General features: G+C 69.8%; 18 protein-coding genes. 2 read left to right on the forward strand and 16 right to left on the reverse strand.

Annotated features, from left to right (window positions below; genetic code table 11):
* Window positions 1-267 precede the first annotated feature (267 nt).
* The 13 genes from V5P93_RS34390 to rplJ form a co-directional block, all read right to left on the reverse strand.
* On the reverse strand, window positions 268-1,269 hold the full coding sequence (locus tag V5P93_RS34390; RefSeq protein ID WP_104477962.1) for a hypothetical protein: 1,002 nt from the start codon (window positions 1,267-1,269) through the stop codon (window positions 268-270).
* A 49-nt stretch (window positions 1,270-1,318) separates the two neighbouring features.
* Window positions 1,319-1,909 carry a nuclear transport factor 2 family protein gene (locus V5P93_RS34395; RefSeq protein ID WP_104477961.1) on the reverse strand — a complete coding sequence of 197 codons (591 nt, stop codon included), beginning with the start codon at window positions 1,907-1,909 and terminating at the stop codon, window positions 1,319-1,321.
* Between the two features lie 51 nt (window positions 1,910-1,960).
* Window positions 1,961-3,226 carry an MCE family protein gene (locus V5P93_RS34400; RefSeq protein ID WP_104477960.1) on the reverse strand — a complete coding sequence of 422 codons (1,266 nt, stop codon included), beginning with the start codon at window positions 3,224-3,226 and terminating at the stop codon, window positions 1,961-1,963.
* Window positions 3,226-4,437 carry an MCE family protein gene (locus V5P93_RS34405; RefSeq protein ID WP_104477959.1) on the reverse strand — a complete coding sequence of 404 codons (1,212 nt, stop codon included), beginning with the start codon at window positions 4,435-4,437 and terminating at the stop codon, window positions 3,226-3,228. The genes V5P93_RS34400 and V5P93_RS34405 overlap by 1 nt, the downstream gene beginning before the upstream one ends.
* Window positions 4,437-5,630, reverse strand: coding sequence for an MCE family protein (locus tag V5P93_RS34410; RefSeq protein WP_104477958.1), 1,194 nt, complete (start codon window positions 5,628-5,630; stop codon window positions 4,437-4,439). Before V5P93_RS34410 ends, V5P93_RS34405 begins: the two co-directional genes overlap by 1 nt.
* Window positions 5,627-6,619, reverse strand: a complete 993-nt coding sequence (locus tag V5P93_RS34415; RefSeq protein ID WP_104477957.1) for an MCE family protein — start codon at window positions 6,617-6,619, stop codon at window positions 5,627-5,629. Before V5P93_RS34415 ends, V5P93_RS34410 begins: the two co-directional genes overlap by 4 nt.
* Window positions 6,616-7,650 (reverse strand): MCE family protein, encoded by a 1,035-nt coding sequence (locus V5P93_RS34420; protein WP_104477956.1) that lies wholly within the window; start codon window positions 7,648-7,650, stop codon window positions 6,616-6,618. The genes V5P93_RS34415 and V5P93_RS34420 overlap by 4 nt, the downstream gene beginning before the upstream one ends.
* Window positions 7,647-8,987: an MCE family protein gene (locus tag V5P93_RS34425; RefSeq protein WP_104477955.1), complete on the reverse strand. Its 1,341-nt coding sequence runs from the start codon at window positions 8,985-8,987 to the stop codon at window positions 7,647-7,649. Before V5P93_RS34425 ends, V5P93_RS34420 begins: the two co-directional genes overlap by 4 nt.
* On the reverse strand, window positions 8,984-9,796 hold the full coding sequence (locus V5P93_RS34430; protein WP_104477954.1) for an ABC transporter permease: 813 nt from the start codon (window positions 9,794-9,796) through the stop codon (window positions 8,984-8,986). The genes V5P93_RS34425 and V5P93_RS34430 overlap by 4 nt, the downstream gene beginning before the upstream one ends.
* A gap of 1 nt (window position 9,797) precedes the next feature.
* Complete coding sequence (locus tag V5P93_RS34435; RefSeq protein WP_104477953.1) at window positions 9,798-10,577, reverse strand: ABC transporter permease; 780 nt, start codon at window positions 10,575-10,577, stop codon at window positions 9,798-9,800.
* A gap of 853 nt (window positions 10,578-11,430) precedes the next feature.
* The gene (locus V5P93_RS34440) at window positions 11,431-12,522 is read right to left on the reverse strand and encodes an ABC transporter ATP-binding protein (protein ID WP_104477952.1); all 1,092 of its coding nucleotides are present in this window, start codon (window positions 12,520-12,522) and stop codon (window positions 11,431-11,433) included.
* A gap of 225 nt (window positions 12,523-12,747) precedes the next feature.
* A complete protein-coding gene (rplL, locus tag V5P93_RS34445; protein ID WP_104477951.1) occupies window positions 12,748-13,134 on the reverse strand; it encodes a 50S ribosomal protein L7/L12 in 387 nt (128 codons plus the stop codon).
* Between the two features lie 63 nt (window positions 13,135-13,197).
* Window positions 13,198-13,752, reverse strand: a complete 555-nt coding sequence (gene rplJ, locus V5P93_RS34450) for a 50S ribosomal protein L10 (RefSeq protein WP_104477950.1) — start codon at window positions 13,750-13,752, stop codon at window positions 13,198-13,200.
* 247 nt (window positions 13,753-13,999) lie between these two features.
* Here rplJ and V5P93_RS34455 point away from each other — a divergent pair, with 247 nt between their 5' ends.
* A complete protein-coding gene (locus V5P93_RS34455) occupies window positions 14,000-14,887 on the forward strand; it encodes a hypothetical protein (RefSeq protein WP_146107953.1) in 888 nt (295 codons plus the stop codon).
* Window positions 14,888-14,995: 108 nt separating this feature from the next.
* Complete coding sequence (locus V5P93_RS34460) at window positions 14,996-15,226, forward strand: hypothetical protein (protein WP_104477948.1); 231 nt, start codon at window positions 14,996-14,998, stop codon at window positions 15,224-15,226.
* Window positions 15,227-15,276: 50 nt separating this feature from the next.
* Here V5P93_RS34460 and rplA read toward each other — a convergent pair whose 3' ends face one another.
* The 3 genes from rplA to nusG all read right to left on the reverse strand — a co-directional run bounded on the left by rplA (window position 15,277) and on the right by nusG (window position 17,463).
* Window positions 15,277-15,999 carry a 50S ribosomal protein L1 gene (rplA, locus tag V5P93_RS34465; protein ID WP_104477947.1) on the reverse strand — a complete coding sequence of 241 codons (723 nt, stop codon included), beginning with the start codon at window positions 15,997-15,999 and terminating at the stop codon, window positions 15,277-15,279.
* A gap of 110 nt (window positions 16,000-16,109) precedes the next feature.
* Window positions 16,110-16,541, reverse strand: coding sequence for a 50S ribosomal protein L11 (rplK, locus tag V5P93_RS34470; protein WP_104477946.1), 432 nt, complete (start codon window positions 16,539-16,541; stop codon window positions 16,110-16,112).
* A 112-nt stretch (window positions 16,542-16,653) separates the two neighbouring features.
* On the reverse strand, window positions 16,654-17,463 hold the full coding sequence (nusG, locus tag V5P93_RS34475) for a transcription termination/antitermination protein NusG (protein WP_104477945.1): 810 nt from the start codon (window positions 17,461-17,463) through the stop codon (window positions 16,654-16,656).
* Window positions 17,464-17,480 lie beyond the last annotated feature (17 nt).

Genomic DNA, 17,480 nt, shown 5'->3' on the forward strand with positions numbered 1-17,480 from the left:
GTGCCGTGGTGCCCAACATCCTAGCTCTTGGCAAAGGGCGTGCGGAAAGTGGGCAGCGCAAAGGGGCAGTCTAGCCACTATAGAGGCGACTGTCGAGGCCCGCCGCTCAACTCGGTCCTCCCGCTCAGTACGTGCTGGGTAACAGCCTGACCCCGCCGGGTCCCGGAGTCAAGATGCCACGCGAAGCAGACCACTTTTGCAGCAGTGTTCGCGACCTCACCGATCAAGGCTTGACCAGGGGAAACACCGCTGCTAGCCGGGCGGCGGTCAGCAGGTGGCGGGGGCTTTGCCGTCGGCCAGGGGCTGGCCGAGGAAGTCCACGTCGGTGATCTTCCAGGCACCCCCGACGCGCTCCGCGCGGAGGCCGAACATGGCCGCGCTGCCGGTGGTGGCGCCGTCGGCGGCGTGCGTGGTCGTCTGGTCGATGAAGACCAGCGCGTCGACCCGGTCGCCGTCGAGCCGCTGGACGCCGAGGTTACGGACCTTGGTGGTCAGCACGATCTTCTTCTCAGGGGCGAGCTTGCGCAGCTCGCCGAGGATGCTGTCGTACTCGCAGACGGCCCTGCCGACCAGCGTGTCGCGCACGGCGTTGGCGCTGGCGTCGAGGTTCGCGTAGTCGTAGGACAGGGTGCGCTCGACGGCCACGGTGAGCTTGCCGATGACCTCGCTGGTCGCGGCCGTGTCCGTGATGGCCCGGTTCCCGCTGTCGACGCCCGCGGTGAGCGAGTCGGCCTCACCCTTGAACCACAGCGCCAGCCCGGCCAGGCCCAGGGCGAGCACCCCCAGCGCGATGGCGGTGTTGATCCCGCGCGATCGGGACCGCTCGGCGGTGGCCCCGTACCGCGGCGCGCGTCCGGCGCGCTCGGGGCCGGAGGTGTCCGGGTACGGCTCCGACCTGGCCCGGTGCTTCCCGCTCGGCCGCGGCGACGGCCGCCGCGCGGGCTCCTCGTCGACCGGTTCGACCTGGTCACCAAGGCCGTCGACGGGTTCCGCGCCGATCACGCCGTCGGTCGACACCATCTCTTCTTGCTCCGCGCGCGGTTCGACAGCCGCCGGTTCGAGGTCCGGTTCGACCGGTTCGTCCGCGCGGGGGAACGGCTGGGGAGCGGGCTCGGGGGTCGCGACGGTGTCCGGGGCTTCGGGAGCACCGGTCGGATCGGCGGCCTCGGGGGTGTTCGGGTTACCGGGGCCGGCGGGCCTGCGGATGCCCGCGACGCGGGGGCGGCGCGCGGGTGGACCGGCGGGGCGGCGGCGGGGCGGGGTCGGCACGGTGGGCTCCTCGACTCGGGGCTGGGCTCGGCGCTGGGTGGCGCGCGCCTCAGCCGGCCGGGACGTTCTGGACGGGGGCGAAGGAACTGAGCTTCCAGCCCTCGGGGGTGCGGTCGAGCCCGACCTGCAGGCGCATCTGCTTGCCCTCCCCCGGCTTGCCGTCGACCCCCACGTTCACCATCACCGCGGCGATCGCCACGGCCTTGCCCTCGCGTTCGCGCAGCTCGGTGACCGCGAACTTGAGGATGGTCCCGGTGGCCACCGTCTTGGCCTGGTCGAAGGCGGCGCGGGTGTCGGCGCGGCGGCGCACGACCTCGTCGCGCAGGGGGCCGGTGGTCACGCCCTCCCAGCGGTCGAGGCCCTCGTCGAGCCGGTTGTGGTCGATGCTGGTGAAGGTGACCAGCGCGGCGGCGCCGACCCGGGACACCTCGTCGCGCACGCCCGCCACCGCGAGGTCGTCGTCGTTGGCCGCGCGCAGCCAGCCGACGCCGAACCAGGTCGCGAGCCCGCCCGCGACCACCACGAGCACGAGCGCCGCCAGCACGAACGGGTTCGGCCCGCGCCTGCCGGACGGCCGCGCACCGGGGTCGGCGGCGGTGGTCTCGGGGTCGGCCGGTTCCTGGGTGTCGGTGGTGGTCATGACGCTCCAACCTGGTGGGAGGCAGCAGGTTACCCGAAGGTAGGTGACTGGTCAGCCGCCGAGGCCGAGCAGCTGCCCGAGGCTGCCGACCGGGTGCACGCCGGGTTCGGCGATGGCACCGGGGACGCTGCCGCGGGCGAGTTCGGCGAGTTCCTCGGCGGGTCGGTCGCGGTTGGCGGCCAACTCGTCGGGGGTCGGCTGGACGGGTTTGCCGCCGAAGGGCGCGTTCTGCGAGCCGCGCACGTTGATCGGGCTGCCGACCGGTTCGGCGCAGTAGGCGCGCGAGTTCTCCGCGGCCGGGGCGAGGTCGTCGCCGTCGCGGTGCTTGGTGCCCTCGTAGCCGCGGGTGCAGCTCGGCGGGTCGAACAGGTTGAGCGCGAGCCCGAGGTGGGCGGTGCCGTCGCCGGGGACGACGGTCTTGGGTCCGACGGCCACGACCGGGTAGGCGACCAGCGCCATCTCCAGCCCGTCGACGCGGGTGACGAGGATGTCGGACGTGGTCAGCAGGTTGGCGGTGAGGTAGCCCAGGCCCTGCCCGGACTCGCGGAGGAAGCCGACGACCGCGTCGGCGGTGCCGGGGGTCTCGGCGATCAGCCTGCGGATCCCCGGGTCGGCGGCGCGCAGTCGACCGGAGAGGTCGCGCAGGTCGGTGGCGAAGGAGCGGATGTTGCCCGCCTGCGCCGCCTGGGTGCCGAGCACGATGGCGCCGTCGTCGATGAGTTTGATGGTCTGCGGCAGGTTGTCGCGGGCGGCCTGGGTGAACTCCCCGGTGGTGTCGAGCAGCAGCCGCAGGTCGCCGCCGGTGCCCGCGAACGCCTTGTCGAGTTCGTCGACAACGGTGCGCAGGTCCTCGGTGGGCACCGAGTTGGCGAGGCTGTTGAGGTCGCGGATGACGGTGTCGGTGCCGACCGGGGTCTTGGTGCGGGCCACGGGGATGACCGCGCCCTCGGCGAGCGCGGTGCCGCCGTCGGCGCGGGGGCGCAGGTCCACGAACTGCTCGCCGACCGCCGACCGGTTGGCCACCACCGCGTCGAGGTCGGCGGGGATGGGCGGGGCGCCGGGTTCGATGTCGAGGTCGACCTCGATGCCGTCGTGGGTGAGCCGCAGTTGGCCGACCCGGCCGACGTTCACGCCGCGGTAGGTGACCTCGGCGTTGGTGAAGATGCCGCCGGAGTCGGCCAGTTCCATGGTGACGCGGTAGCCGTTGGCGCCGAAGACGCGGCCGAGGTCGGTGAACCGGAAGGCGGCGTAGACCACGGCCAGCACGGCGACGACGAAGAAGGCGACCAGCTGTAGTCGGACGGTCTTGGTGAGCATCAGGCACCGCCGCCGAGGAGGACGTCGAAGAGACCGCCGAGTCCGGACGCTTGACCGGTTTGCCCGGGTTGGACGGGATTTCCCGCTACGGGTTGGCCACCCCCGATGACCGGGATCGGCAGCGGCGGCGGGGCGTTGGTCGGCACACCCGGCGTCCCGTTGGTGGCGCCGCCGACGATCGGGACGTCCTGCAGCGGGTTCTGCCGGGTGCGGCTGAGGTTGTCGAGGACGCTTTGGAGGTTGAGGTCGACCTTGGCGTAGAGGTTGAAGTAGTCGCCCTTGACGCCCTTCGCGGCCTGGTCGGTGAAGGGGAAGGTGAACATCAGCTCCAGCGACCGGGGCAGGGTGTCCCCGGCCTCGCCCAGCTTCCGCAGGGTCGGGGTCAGCGCCTTGAGGTCGGCGACGAGGTCGGCCTGACTGCGGTTGACGGTGTCCACGGCGACGCCGGAGAGCGCGTCGAGGCTCTGCAGCATGGTGACCAACTGCCCGCGCTGCTCGGTGAGCACTTGGAGCCCCGGGCCGATGCCGTCGACGACACCGACGATCCGGTCCTTCTGGCCGTTGAGGGTCACCGCGAGCCGGTTGACGCCGTCGAGGGCGCGGGTGATGTCGGCCTTGCCCGCGTCGAGCGTGGTGACCATGCGGTTGACGTTGTCGAGCAGGGCGCGGATGTTCGTCTCGTTTCCCGCGGTCGCGGCGTTGAGTTCGCGGGTGATGTCCCGCAGCTGTTCGACGCCGCCGCCGTTGAGCAGCATCGACAGCGCGCCGAGGACCTCTTCGACCTCGGTGTTGCGGTTGGTGCGCTCCAGCGGGATCACGGCGCCGTCGACGAGCCTGCCGCCGGTGTCCTGCCCGGCCGGGGGCCGTGACAGCTCGACGAACTTCTCGCCGAGCAGGCTGGACTGGCGCAGCTTGGCGAAGGCGTTGGCGGGCAGGTCGACGTCGCCGTTGACCAGCAGCGTCACCTCCGCGTTCCAGCCGTCGGGGGTGAGCGCGATGTCCTCGACCCGGCCGACGGCGACCTCGTTGACCTTCACCCCGGACTGCGGGACGAGGTCGAGGACGTCGTGGAACCGGACCTTGACCCGGTAGGGGTGGTCACCGGTGTCGGCGCCGCCGGGCAGCGGGAGGTCGTAGATGCCGGTGAACCCGCAGCCGGACACCGCGAGCGCGGTGGCCGCCAGGAGCGCGGCGAGCCTCGTGCGCGCCATCACCGACCCCCTACCGCGTAGACGTCGCCGACGACCGGGAGCGGCAGGGACGGCAGCTTCCCGTCGCGCATGCCCTGGATGATCTGCGCCGGTGATTGCAGCGGCACCGCGCCCTGGACCACCGGGGCCAGCTTGTCGCAGAGGTCGGCGAGGGTGGTGGGCAGCGGTTTCGCGGTGCCCTGGCGGACCAGCTTGCAGACGGTCACGATCGGCGGCTGGGCCAGCTCGTTGAGGTTGGCCCGGGCGTCGAGGGTGCCGGAGGACGCGTTGTAGCTGTTCACCACGTTGCTCAGCGCCAGCGGGGCGACGTCGAGGGTCTCGGCGAGCGCGGCCCGCTGGTCGACGAGCACCTGGGTGATCCCGGCCAGTTTGTCCACATTGGACTTGATGGCGCCGCGGTTGTCGTTGATGAACGCCTTCACCGTGCCCAGCGCGACGCCGAGCTGGTCGACGGCGGCGGCCAGGTTCTCCTTCTCCCCGGAGAGGAACCGCGCGGCCTCGGCCAGCTCGGTGTTGAACCGGCGCACCTGCTCGTCGCTCGCGGCCAGGGTGCTGGTGAACCGCTGCAGCTCGGTGATGGTGCCGAACAGGTCGTCGGAGTTGCCCGAGAGCGTGCCGCTGAGCTGCCCGAGCTGGGTGATGGTGTCGTGCACGGCTTGGCCGTTGCCGTCGAGGTTGCGGGCCAGGGTGGTGATCAGGTCCGACAGCGCGCCGTCGGCGTTGGCGCCGTTGGGCCCGAGGGTCTCGCTGACCCGGGTCAGGCTGGCGTAGAGGTCGTCGACCTCCAGCGGGGTGGCGGTGCGCTCGCGCGGGATGACGGCGCCGGTCGCCATGACCGGTCCGCCGGTGTAGGCGGGGCCGAGCTGGACGTAGCGGTCGGACACCAGCGACGGCGCCACGATCACCGCGCTCGCGTCGGCCGGGATCTCGACGGTCCGGTCGACGAGCAACTCCACCTCGACGTGGTCGCCGCGCGGGGTGACCTTGTCGACGGTGCCGATCCGCACGCCCAGCACCCGCACGTCGTTGTCCTCGTACAGGCCGACGACCCCGGAGAACAGCGCGGTGTAGCGCTTCTGACCGGGGTCGCGCAGCAGCCACCACAGGCTGCCCGCGACGACCAGCCCCAGCACGGCGGCCAGCGCGACGACGCGGGCCGCGTCCCGGGCGCGCTTGGTGGCGAAGGTGCTCATTTCCCCTCCCCCAGGCAACCCGGCTGGTTGACCGGGCCGATCGACGGCGGCAGCAACCCGCAGATGTAGTTGTCGAACCAGCGCCCGGTGCCGATGGCGTTGTTGAACTGGCGCACGAAGGGGGCGAACTTCTGGATGCCCTGGGCCAGCGAGTCCTGGTTGCGCTGCAGCATCGTGGTGAGCTTGTCGAGGCTCTGGAGCACGGGCCCGAGCTGGGCGTTGTTGTCCGCCACCAGGCCCTGCAACTCGCTCGCCAGCTCGCGGGTGCCCGCGAGCAGCTTGGTGATGGCCTGCTTGCGGTTGTTCAGCTCGTCGAGCAGCAGGCTGCCGTCGGAGAGCAGCTTGACGACCTCGGCGTCGCGGTCGGCCAGGGTCTTGCTGATCTGCCGGGTGTTGTCGAGCAGCCGGGCCAACTCCTGGTCGCGGGACGAGATCGTGCGCGAGAGCGACTGGAGGCCGGTGAGCGCGCCGCGCACGTCGTCGGGGGTGTCGGCGAAGGTCTCGGAGATCACCTCGAAGCTGCGGGCGAGCTGCTCGGTGTCGACCTCGTTGACCGTGTCGGCCAGGCCGCGGAAGGCCTCCAGCACGTCGTAGGGGGCGGTGGTGCGGTCGCGCGGGATGCGGGTGCCGGGGTCCAGCGGCCGCTCGCCCGCCGGGTCGAGGGCGAGAAACTTCTGCCCCAGCAACGTCTTGATCTTGATCTCGGCCCGGGTGCGGTCGCCGACCCAGGCGTCGCGGACCTTGAAGCTGACCACCACCCGGTCGCGGTCGAGCGCCACGTCGGACACCTTGCCGACCTTGACGCCCGCGATCCGGACCTCGTCGTCCGGGCGGAGCCCGGCGGCCTCGCTGAACTCGGCGCTGTAGGTGGTGCCGCCGCCGATGATCGGCAGGTCGTCGGAGTACACGGCGGCGAGCAGCACCAGCGCGATGGTGAGCAGGCTGACCAGGCCGATGGGGACGGGGTTGCGGGAGCGGAAGGACCTCATCCGGAACACCTCGCCTGGGTCGCGGGCAGGACCGGGATCTCCAGCGGCGTGCTGACCAGACCGGGCACGCCGACCTCGCCGGAGGCCTCGCAGAGGTAGAAGTTGAACCAGGACCCGTAGCTGACGGTCCGGGTGAGCGCGGCGGTCTTCGTCGGCAGGAACTGGATGAAGTGCTCCACGACCTGCTCATTGTCGTTCAGGTTGTGCACCAACCCGCCAAGCGCCGCGATGTCCTGCTTGAGCGGTTCGCGGGTGTCCTGGAGCAGACCGGAGGTGGTGGTGGCCAGCCCGCCGAGCGCGTCGATGGCCTCGCCGATGGGTTCGCGGTCCTCGGCCAGCCCGCTGACCAACTGCTGGACCTGGGTGATCAGCTCGGACAGCTCGGCGCCGCGCGAGTTGACCGTGGTCAACACGCTGTTGAGGTTGGTGATGACCTCGCCGATGACCCGGTCCTTGTCGGCGAGCGTGCTGGTCAGCGACGCCGTGTGGGCCAGCAGCGTCTCGACGGTGCCGCCCTCCCCCTGGAGCACCTGGATGATCTCGTAGGAGAGCTTGTTGACGTCGTCCGGCGAGAGGGCCTGGAACAGCGGCTTGAAGCCGTTGAACAGGGCGGTCAGGTCGAGGGCGGGGCGGGTGCGGCCGATCGGGATGGTGCCGCCGGGTTCGAGCACGGCGTTGGGGTCGGCGCCGGTGCCCTGGCCGAGGGCGAGGTAGCGCTGGCCGACGAGGTTGCGGAACTTGATCTGCGCGGTGACCGACGCGGGCAGCTTGCGGCCCGCGTCGACGGAGAAGCTGACGTGCGCCTGGTTGCGGTCGGCCACCTCGACGTCCTCGACCTGCCCGACCCGCACACCGGCGATCCGCACGTCGTCGCCCGGCAGCAGGAGCGTGGCGTCGGTGAAGCGGGCACCGTAGGTCGCGGTCTCGCTGAGGTCGGCGTTGGTGATGCTCAGCGCCAGGATCCCGGTGGCGGCGACCGTGATCACCATGAACAGGGCCAGCTTGACCAGCGGCGCGGCGAGTCCCCTCATCGGAACCCCACCTCCGAGCCGCGGAAGACGGGGCCGAGCAGCAGCGTGCTCCAACTCGGCACCTGCTCCGGCGCGACACCCATGTCCGGCGCGATCAACTGGGCCACGAACGCGGCCTCCGCCGGGGAGTTGGCGATGCCGGTGTCCGCGCCCTGGGCGGCGTTGGGCGTGGTCTGACCGAGGTTCGCCGCGTTGGTCGGCGGCAGCAGGCCGTCCTGCACCGACCGCGCGGGCGGCGGGTTGGACGCGCCGTCGCGCAGCGGGCCGTCGGGCGGGGACTGCGGGAACGGCGAGGGGAACTGCTTGAAGTCGTAGCAGCGCGGGCCGCGGTCCTCGTCGTAGCGCGGCTCGTCCACCCCCGGCCGGTAGGGGCCGCGGTTGACGGTGATCTCGATGGTGGCGTGCAGGCCGGGCTTGTCGGTGCCCTTGCCGAAGGCCTGGTCCAGCGCGGTCACGTCCTCGGACATCAACTGCAGCAGGCACGGGTACTCCGGCGAGTACCGGGCCAGGGTCTCCAGCGTGGGGCGGGAGGTGTCGGCGAGCCGGATCAGGTTGTTCCGGTTGACCCGCAGGAACGCCTCCAGGTCGCGCGACGCGGTGGTGGTGCTCGCGTAGAGGAGGTCGAGGTTCGCGCGCTGGTCGGCGATGGTCCGCGAGGTGGCGGTCAGGTCGGTGAGGGCCTGCACGAGGTCGGGGGCCGCGTCGTTGTAGGTGTCGCTGACCTTGGCCAATGCGCGCAGGTCTTCCCGCAATTTCGGCAGGTGCGGGTTGAGCTCACCGACGAGTTCTCCGAGGTCGGCGAGGGTCTTGCCCAGTTGCTCGCCCCGACCGTCGAGGGCGGTGGAGATCGCGGAAAGCGTGCTCGACAACTTCTGCGGCTGCACGGCTTGCAGCACGAGCAGCAGGCTCTCGAGGGCGTCCTCGAGTTCGACGGCCGCGACGGAGGTGTCCTGGCGGATGCGGTCCCCGGCGCGCAACGGGGTCGGCGCGGCGTCCGCGGGGATCTGGAGGGCGACGTAGCGCTCGCCGAAGAGGGTCTTGGGCAGGAAGCGGGCGGAGACGTTGCCCGGGATGACGTCGATCTTCTCCGGGTCCAGCGCCAAGTCCAGCTCGGCGCCCCGCTGGGTGGGGGTGATGCCGCGGACCTCGCCGACGATGAGACCGCGCACCTTGACGTCGGAGTGGACGGCGAGCTGGTTGCCGACCTTGTCCGTGGTCAGGGTGACGGAGGCGACCGGGGTGAACGCCTTGTTGTAGAAGGCGATGCTGAGCCCCACCAGCCCGATCACCAGGGCGATGAAGAGGAGGCCGTAAAGCCTGCGGCGGATCGTCCTCATCCGGCGATCCGCACCGTCGTCGTCGTGCCCCAGACGGCGAAGCCGATGAAGAAGTTGACCAGCGCGACTGTGACGATCGTGGTCCGCACGGCCCGCCCCACCGCGATCCCGACCCCGGCGGGGCCACCGCTGGCGTTGTAGCCGTAGTAGCAGTGGGTCAGGATGATGATCACGGCGAAGATCAGGACCTTGCCGAAGGACCAGAAGACGTCTTCGGGGGGTAAGAAGAGGTCGAAGTAGTGGTCGTACGTGCCTGCGGACTGGCCGTAGAAGTAGACGGTGATCGTGCGGGACGCGAGGTAGGACGTCAGCAACCCGATGATGTAGAGCGGGATGACGGCGACGAACCCGGCGATGATCCGCGTGGTCACCAGGAACGGCAGACTGGGGACGGCCATGACCTCGAGGGCGTCGATCTCCTCGGAGATCCGCATCGCGCCGAGCTGGGCGGTGAACCCGGAGCCGACGGTGGCCGACAACGCCAACCCCGCCACCAACGGCGCGATCTCCCGGGTGTTGATGTACGCGGAGGCGAACCCGGAGAACGCCGCGGTCCCGATCTGGTCGAGCGCCGCGTAACCCTGGAGCCCGACGACGACACCGGTGAAGACCGTCAACCCGACCATCACCCCGACGGTCCCCCCGATGACCGCCAACGCACCACTGCCGAAGCTGACCTCCGCCAACAACCGCAACGTCTCCCGCGTGTACCGGCGCAGCGCGCGCGGGATCCACAGCAGCGCCCGCACGTAGAAGGAGAGCTGGTCACCGAGGTTGTCGAGCGTCCGCAACGCCTGCCAGGTCCGCACGTCAGCTCCCCTTCGCCGGGACGATCTGGAGGTAGACCGCAGTGAGCACGAAGTTCACGAAGAACAGCAGCAGGAACGTGATCACCACGGACTGGTTGACCGCGTCACCAACCCCCTTGGGGCCACCCTTCGGATTGAGCCCCCTATAGGCCGCGACCACCCCCGCGATGAACCCGAAGATCAACGCCTTCAACTCGCTGATCCACAGGTCGGGAAGTTGAGCCAACGCCGAGAAACTGGCCAGGTACGCCCCGGGCGTGCCCCCTTGGAGCACAACGTTGAAGAAGTAACCCCCCATGACACCGACCACGCTGACCAACCCGTTGAGCAGCACCGCGACCAACATCGCCGCCAACACCCGAGGCACCACCAACCGCTGCACCGGGGAAACCCCCAGCACCTCCATGGCGTCGATCTCCTCGCGAATCGTGCGCGACCCGATGTCCGCGCAGATCGCCGAACCCCCCGCCCCAGCCACCAACAACGCCGTGACCAAGGGCGCCGCCTGCTGGATGATGGCCAACACACTCGCCGCCCCGGTGAACGACTGGGCACCGAGCTGGACGATCAACGTGCCGAGCTGCAGGGCCACGATCGCACCGAACGGGATGGCCACCAGTGCGGTCGGCAGGATCGTCACGCTCGCGATGAACCAGCACTGCTGGACGAACTCCCGCCCCTGGAAGGGCCTGCGGAAGATCCCCACAACGACGTCGAGCGCGAGCGCGAACAGCCGCCCGGTCTCCCGCAACGCCCCGATCCCGGGCACTCCGGCGGTCACGCCCGACCACCCGACCGGACAACCCCGCCCCAAGCACGCCGGTCATCCCGCACCACGGCCCCGAAGCCAGTCGCACCACGCGGACCGCGCCAGCCCCACGAGCCAGTAGTAGCTCGCGAGCCGCGCCCACCGACCCCAACCCTGGCTCCACCCCCACCGCACGAACCAGTCACACCCGACGAACCACCGCCATCACGGGCTCCAGCCCTGCCCGACGAATCGCCCCCGCTTCGACGACCGGCCCCACGGCGAGACTGCACCCCAACCCCGCCGGACACCATCGCGCCCGTCGAATAGACCCCATCCCAGCCGGCAGCCCGAGTCCGCCCGCCAACCCGAGTCTGGCGCCGGCCCCACCCGCCAGCCCGATCCGTCAGCGCACACTGACAGTTGTCCACAGCCCCGCCACCGAGCACCCCGGTTTTGTCGGTGCTCGCGACTAAAATGGATACCGGGGGGCCGACGGCCGCCCGCGGCCCAAAACCGCGAGCGCCAACAGCCGCGTTCCGCCCCGAACCGGCCCACTCGCCACGCCGATCCAGCACCCTCGCCCCGAACCGTTCGCGGTGCTCCGGCCGCTGGCCCGAGACATCCGCCGCGTGTCCGCACCTGGCGATGTGCTTCACGACCGCCTCGACCCGACACACCCTCGCGAGCTCGACCAGCGCCGAGTCCGGCTCACCCGCAAGAGGTCCGAGCGTCACCACAACGCCTCGACCGCGCACGAAACCGACGAGCGCGGCCCAACTCCGCCGTTCTAGCAACTCCACCGCTCGCCGAACGCACCGCCTCCGCGCGAACGCGCGCCAGCCGACCCGCACCGTCCCAATCGGACAAATCGCGTACCCCGGGCTCATGGTCGGTCCCAGGTCGACTTCGGCAGGGTGGCGACCTCGTCCACACCTCGCGGGTGCGGGCTCGGGCGAACCCCGGCGAGCACACCCACCCCGTAGCGCGCGCGGTCCTCCGCGGTCAGCGAGTCGATGATCCCTTCCTGCGCCGCCGGGGGCAGCGACCGCAGGATGCTCATCACCCGGTCCTTGCGCCGCCTGACCGCCGCGCGCTCCGGCAGTCCCGGCGTCGGCTCCAGCTGCGGCACGATCCCGCGCAGGTCGTCCTCCGACGACCCGTCCGAGTGACCCGACGCCGCGTGGGCCTCCTCCTGGGCCATCTGCGCGGCGTCCTTCTCCTCCGACATCCCGATCGGGCCGCGCCGCCTGCCGTTGACGAACTGCGCGACCACCGGTTCGTCGCTGGTCAGCAGCACCTCGCGCGGGCCGAACATCACCAGTTCGCGGCGGAAGAGCATGCCCAGGTTGTCGGGCACGGTGCGGGCGAGGTTGATGTTGTGCGTGACGATCAGGATGGTGGCGTCGATCTGCGCGTTCAGGTCGATCAGCAGCTGGCTCAGGTAGGCGGTGCGCACCGGGTCGAGGCCGGAGTCCGGCTCGTCGCACAGGATGATCTCGGGGTCGAGCACCAGCGCCCTGGCCAGGCCCGCGCGCTTGCGCATGCCGCCGGAGATCTCACCGGGCAGTTTCCGCTCCGCGCCCTGCAGGCCGGTCAGCTCCAGCTTCTCCAGCACGATCCGCTTGATCTCGGCCTCGGACTTGCGGGTGTGCTCGCGCAGCGGGAACGCGACATTGTCGAAGAGGTTCATCGAGCCGAAGAGGGCGCCGTCCTGGAAGAGGACGCCGAAGAGCTTGCGGGTCTCGTAGAGCTTGGACTCCGAGCAGGTGACGATGTCGACGCCGTTGACGACGCAGCGGCCGCGGTCGGGTTTGAGCAGGCCGATCATCGACTTGAGGAACACGGACTTGCCGGTGCCGGACGGGCCGAGCATGACCGAGACCTCGCCCGGCGGGAGGGTCAGCGTGACGTCCCGCCAGATGGCCTGGTTGCCGAAGGACTTCGTCAGCCCCTCGATGACCACCTCGGCGCCCATCGAACCTCCCGACCTCCGCGGCGGGTCCGCCGTTCACCTACGTGCAACGAGGCCGACCCGAACGGGTTACTAGCGAAGTTACTGCCGAGTTGGAAACGTACTCGGCTTCCTGGGGGTCTACTCAACCAGGGGTGACGCAGCACACAGCGACCTGCATTTGGTCACGCACAGCAAAGGGGCCCGACACCGTGCGGTGTCGGGCCCCTCGCGAGCCTGGCGGCTAGATCACTTGACGGTGATCTTGGCGCCCGCGGCCTCGAGCTTCTCCTTGGCGGCCTCGGCGGCCTCCTTGGCGACCTTCTCCAGGACGGCCTTGGGGGCGGCCTCGACCAGTTCCTTGGCCTCCTTGAGGCCCAGGCCGGAGACGACCTCGCGGACGACCTTGATGACCTGGATCTTCTTGTCGCCCGCGGACTCCAGGACGACGTCGAACTCGTCCTGCTCCTCGGCGGCCTCGGCCGGAGCGGCACCCGGGGCGGCGGCCGCGATGGCGACCGGCGCGGCGGCGGTGACGTCGAAGGTGGTCTCGAATTCCTTCACGAACGCCGACAGCTCGAGGAGAGTCATCTCCTTGAAGGCGTCCAGCAGCTCTTCGGTGCTCAGCTTCGCCATGGTGGCGTTCCTTTCACTAACACACCCGGTCTACGCGGGCGCGATCTACTTCCGGGTGGTATTTCAGCTCTCGGCAGCGGCGTCGTCGGCGGGAGCGGGGGCCTGCGCGGCCTTCTTCTCCTGCAGAGCGGCGGCCAGGCGGGCAACCTGCGAGGCCGGGGCGTTGAACAGCCCGGCGGCCTGGGTGAGCTTGCCCTTCATCGCGCCCGCCAGCTTGGCGAGCAGCACCTCACGGCTGTCGAGGTCGGCGATCTGCGCGACCTCTTCCACCGTGAGCGAGCGGCCATCCATGTAGCCGCCCTTGATGACCAGACCCTTGTTGTCCTTCGCGAAGTCGCGCAGCGCCTTCGCCGCGTCCACCGGCTCGCCCTCGACGAAGGCGATAGCGGTCGGACCGACGAACAGAGCCTCCAGCCCCTCAACGCCCGCGTCTTCCGCGGCCCGCTTCACCAGGGTGTTCTTCGCGACCCGGTAGGTCGTGCCAGAGCCGAGAGCGCGACGCAGCGTGGTCAGCTGGGCCACGGAGAGCCCGCTGTACTCGGTGACGACGGTGGCCGAGCTGGTACGGAACTTGTCCGCGATCTCGGCGACAGCAGTCACCTTTTCAGGCTTCGCCATGGGTCGCCTCCTCTCGTTATGCGTCCGCAGGCACCCCAAGGACACAAAAAAGCCCCGGCGCAACGGCACGGGGCATGAGAGGGCGCTCGAGAGCGACCACACCAAATCCACGTCCCCCTGCGCGGGCTGCCCTAGGGCCTTCGTCCTCCAGCGGAGGAAACCAGCGGTCTTCGGTGAACCGGGCCAAGAGTACGCCCAACCCCCCACGCACTCCAAACCGACCCCCCACACACGGCATTATGTACCGGTGGCCGAAAGTGACCCCCACCCCGGCGACCATCCGCCCGCGGGACCACCACCCGTCGAGTGGCACCCCCCTGAGCAGCCGACGTCCGGCCCACCCGCGCTCCGCCCGGCGAACGAGATCCAACCCGCCGCCGGTACCGACATGGAGCAGTGGCGCCAGTTCCAGGAGTTCCAACGGTTCCAGGAGTTCCAGCGGTTCCAGCAGGGCCTGCCCCCCGGCGCCCCGATTCCCCCCACGACGCCGACGAGGCCGGCAACCAGACCCCTGTGGCAACGCGTCCTGCGAGCCAAGTGGTTCCGCAAGCTGGTCTACCTGTTGATCATCGCCCTGCTCATCAACTGGGCCTACGACCACTACTTCGGCAACCCCGACGACGACAAGCCCGCCAGCGAGACCGGCGGCGGCGGGGTTGCGCAAACCGTTCTGTTGCCCAACAGCCCGGTCGCCGCAGTACGCAGGTTGTACAAAGACGTCGCGAACGATGTCGACTTGGTGTGCACGATGTTCGCGTCTCCCCAGGTAGCCCAACAGTTCGCGGAGAACGTGGGTGCACGCGACTGCCCAGCGGCGGTCCACAAGTTGAAGTCCGAGGTCACCCAAGTATCCGCCTACACCGCCCCCCGATTTCCATCGCAGGTGACGAATGCCCCCACTACGTCGGGCACCGCGGTGATCAGTTCTTGCGAACTGACCGTGCGAGGTGGACCGCTGTTGGGAAAGCTCACCTTGACTCGCGTGGCCGGGGCGAAGGACGAGCAGTGGGCGATATCCGGTCACGAAAATGAGCCGGACCCTTGTCCGCCCATGCCAGGCCAGCCGAGCCAGTCCGGCCAACCAAGCCAGTCCGGAGCGCCGTCGACAAGTTCCTCGGTACAACCGACCAGCTGACAGGCTGGAAGGCCGAAGAGCCAGCTTCCGTCTATGAGCCTGCGGTTGGACATCGAGTCAACCCATCGATGGACTCTCGGCGAGTGGGGCGCGCCCTAGTGTCGGGGTATGGATCAGAAGGCCTACGACGGGCTGCAGACCGTGGTGCTCTTGGTCGGGGTGTGGGAAGGGTTGATCCCGTTCGTAGCCAAGATCTTCGGGTGGCGCCCGTTCCTGGCCTTTCCGCTGCACCTGCCGGATCCGTTGTGGTGGATCGTGTCCGGCGCGGTCATCGTGATTTCTCTGGTGCTGTTGGAACTCCTGGACCGGGCCAAGAAACAAAGCACGCGGGAAAGCTGAAGGGGCCTGTCACCGGGTGGTGACAGGCCCCTTCAGGGAAAGCGGGAGACCTAGGCGGTCGCGACTTCCTCTTCGAGGAGGTTGCGCAGCTTCGCCGGGTCGACCGGGATGCCGGGGCCCATGGTGGTGGAGAAGGTGACCTTCTTCAGGTACCGGCCCTTGGCCGCGGACGGCTTGGCGCGGAGGATCTCGTCGAGGGCGGCGGCGTAGTTCTCGACCAGCTTGGCGTCGTCGAAGGAGACCTTGCCGATGACGAGGTGCAGGTTGGACTGCTTGTCCACCCGGAAGTTGATCTTGCCGCCCTTGATCTCGTTGACGGCCTTGGTGACGTCCGGGGTGACCGTGCCGGTCTTGGGGTTCGGCATGAGGCCGCGCGGGCCGAGGATGCGGGCGATGCGGCCCACCTTGGCCATCTGGTCCGGGGTGGCGATGGCGGCGTCGAAGTCGAGCCAGCCGCCCTGGATGCGCTCGATGAGGTCCTCGGAGCCGACCGCGTCGGCACCGGCGGCCTCGGCCTCGGCGGCCTTGTCGCCGGTGGCGAAGACGATGACGCGGGCGGTCTTGCCCGTGCCGTGCGGCAGGTTGACGGTGCCGCGGACCATCTGGTCGGCCTTGCGGGGGTCGACCCCGAGGCGGATGGCGACCTCGACGGTGGCGTCGAGCTTCACCTTGGACGTGTCCTTGGCGAGCTTGGCGGCCTCCAGCGGCGTGTACAGCCGCGCGCGGTCGACCAGCTCGGCGGCCTGACGGTAGGCCTTGCTGCGCTTTGCCATTGCTGTTCCTTACGAAAAGTGTGTGCGCGGTGGGCGAAAGCGGCCCGCCACGCGCGGATCAGTTGTGGTGCGAGCCAGCGCGTGGCTCTCCCACGGGTCGTGCGAAAGCCTTATTCGACCGTGATGCCCATCGACCGGGCGGTGCCCGCGATGATCTTCGCGGCCTGCTCGATGTCGGTGGCGTTGAGGTCGGTCTTCTTGGTCTCGGCGATCTCGCGGACCTGGTCCCAGGTGACCTTGGCGACCTTGGTCTTGTGCGGCTCGGCCGAGCCCTTGTCCACCCCGGCGGCCTTGAGCAGCAGCTTCGCCGCGGGCGGGGTCTTGAGCTTGAAGTCGAACGAGCGGTCTTCGAACACGGAGATCTCGACGGGGATGACCGTCCCGCGCTGCGACTCGGTCGCGGCGTTGTACGCCTTGCAGAACTCCATGATGTTGACGCCGTGCTGACCCAGCGCGGGGCCCACCGGCGGCGCCGGGTTGGCCTGGCCCGCGGTGATCTGCAGCTTGATGATCGCCGCGAGCTTCTTCTTCTTGGGGGGCATCTCGTGCTTCCTTAGTGCTTCCGGTGTGCGGTGCGCGCGGCACCGCCGTGGACGCACCGGGGACGAATGGCCGCGTCCCGGTGCGCCTGCCCGGCCCGATCGCTCGGACCGGTCAGATCTTGGAGACCTGGTTGAACGACAGCTCGACCGGCGTCTCCCGGCCGAAGATCGACACCAGGACCTTCAGCTTCTGCCCGTCGGCGTTGACCTCGCTGATCGTGGCGGGCAGCGTGGCGAACGGACCGTCCATGACGGTGACCGACTCGCCCACCTCGAAGTCCACCTCGACCGTGGGGCCGCGCGTCGCGGCGGCCGCGGCGCCCTTGGCCGCCGTCGGCTTGGCCTCCTCGACCTGCGGGAGGAGGAACTTGAGCACCTCGTCGATGGTCAGCGGCGACGGCTTGGAGGTGGCGCCGACGAACCCGGTGACCCCGGGGGTGTTGCGGACCGCCGACCAGGAGCCGTCGTTGAGCTCCATGCGGACCAGGATGTAGCCGGGCAGCACCTTGCGCTGCACCTGCTTGCGCTGGCCGTTCTTGATCTCGGTGACCTCTTCGGTCGGCACCTCGACCTGGAAGATGAAGTCCTCCATGTCCAGGGTCTGGATGCGCGTCTCGAGGTTGGTCTTGACCTTGTTCTCGTAACCGGCGTACGAGTGCACCACGTACCAGTCGCCGGGGGCGGAGCGCAGCGCGTCGCGCATCTCGGCGACCGGGTCGACCGGGCCCTCATCGATGCTCGGCGCCTCGACGTCGTCCTCAGCGGAGTCGTCCTCGACGGAGTCAGCCTCGGTGGCCTCGTCGGCCTCGGCGGAGTCGTCGACCTCGTCGGTCTCCTCCGCCGCGCCGAGGACCTCGTCGGCGTCCTGGTCGGAGAGGCTGGTCAGGTCGCTCCCGCCGGCAACGCCGTTCTCGGAGGTCACAGTAGGTCTCGCTTCCT

Source organism: Actinokineospora auranticolor (assembly GCF_041897805.1).
Taxonomy (GTDB): Bacteria; Actinomycetota; Actinomycetes; order Mycobacteriales; family Pseudonocardiaceae; genus Actinokineospora; species Actinokineospora auranticolor.

Bases quoted from the DNA above. Each gene is read 5' to 3' on its own strand.
- V5P93_RS34395 (WP_104477961.1), bottom strand. From the start codon at position 1,909: ATGACCACCACCGACACCCAGGAACCGGCCGACCCCGAGACCACCGCC.
- V5P93_RS34400 (WP_104477960.1), bottom strand. From the start codon at position 3,226: ATGCTCACCAAGACCGTCCGACTACAGCTGGTCGCCTTCTTCGTCGTC.
- V5P93_RS34405 (WP_104477959.1), bottom strand. From the start codon at position 4,437: ATGGCGCGCACGAGGCTCGCCGCGCTCCTGGCGGCCACCGCGCTCGCG.
- V5P93_RS34410 (WP_104477958.1), bottom strand. From the start codon at position 5,630: ATGAGCACCTTCGCCACCAAGCGCGCCCGGGACGCGGCCCGCGTCGTC.
- V5P93_RS34415 (WP_104477957.1), bottom strand. From the start codon at position 6,619: ATGAGGTCCTTCCGCTCCCGCAACCCCGTCCCCATCGGCCTGGTCAGC.
- V5P93_RS34420 (WP_104477956.1), bottom strand. From the start codon at position 7,650: ATGAGGGGACTCGCCGCGCCGCTGGTCAAGCTGGCCCTGTTCATGGTG.
- V5P93_RS34425 (WP_104477955.1), bottom strand. From the start codon at position 8,987: ATGAGGACGATCCGCCGCAGGCTTTACGGCCTCCTCTTCATCGCCCTG.
- V5P93_RS34440 (WP_104477952.1), bottom strand. From the start codon at position 12,522: ATGGGCGCCGAGGTGGTCATCGAGGGGCTGACGAAGTCCTTCGGCAAC.
- rplL (WP_104477951.1), bottom strand. From the start codon at position 13,134: ATGGCGAAGCTGAGCACCGAAGAGCTGCTGGACGCCTTCAAGGAGATG.
- rplJ (WP_104477950.1), bottom strand. From the start codon at position 13,752: ATGGCGAAGCCTGAAAAGGTGACTGCTGTCGCCGAGATCGCGGACAAG.
- V5P93_RS34460 (WP_104477948.1), top strand. From the start codon at position 14,996: ATGGATCAGAAGGCCTACGACGGGCTGCAGACCGTGGTGCTCTTGGTC.
- rplA (WP_104477947.1), bottom strand. From the start codon at position 15,999: ATGGCAAAGCGCAGCAAGGCCTACCGTCAGGCCGCCGAGCTGGTCGAC.
- rplK (WP_104477946.1), bottom strand. From the start codon at position 16,541: ATGCCCCCCAAGAAGAAGAAGCTCGCGGCGATCATCAAGCTGCAGATC.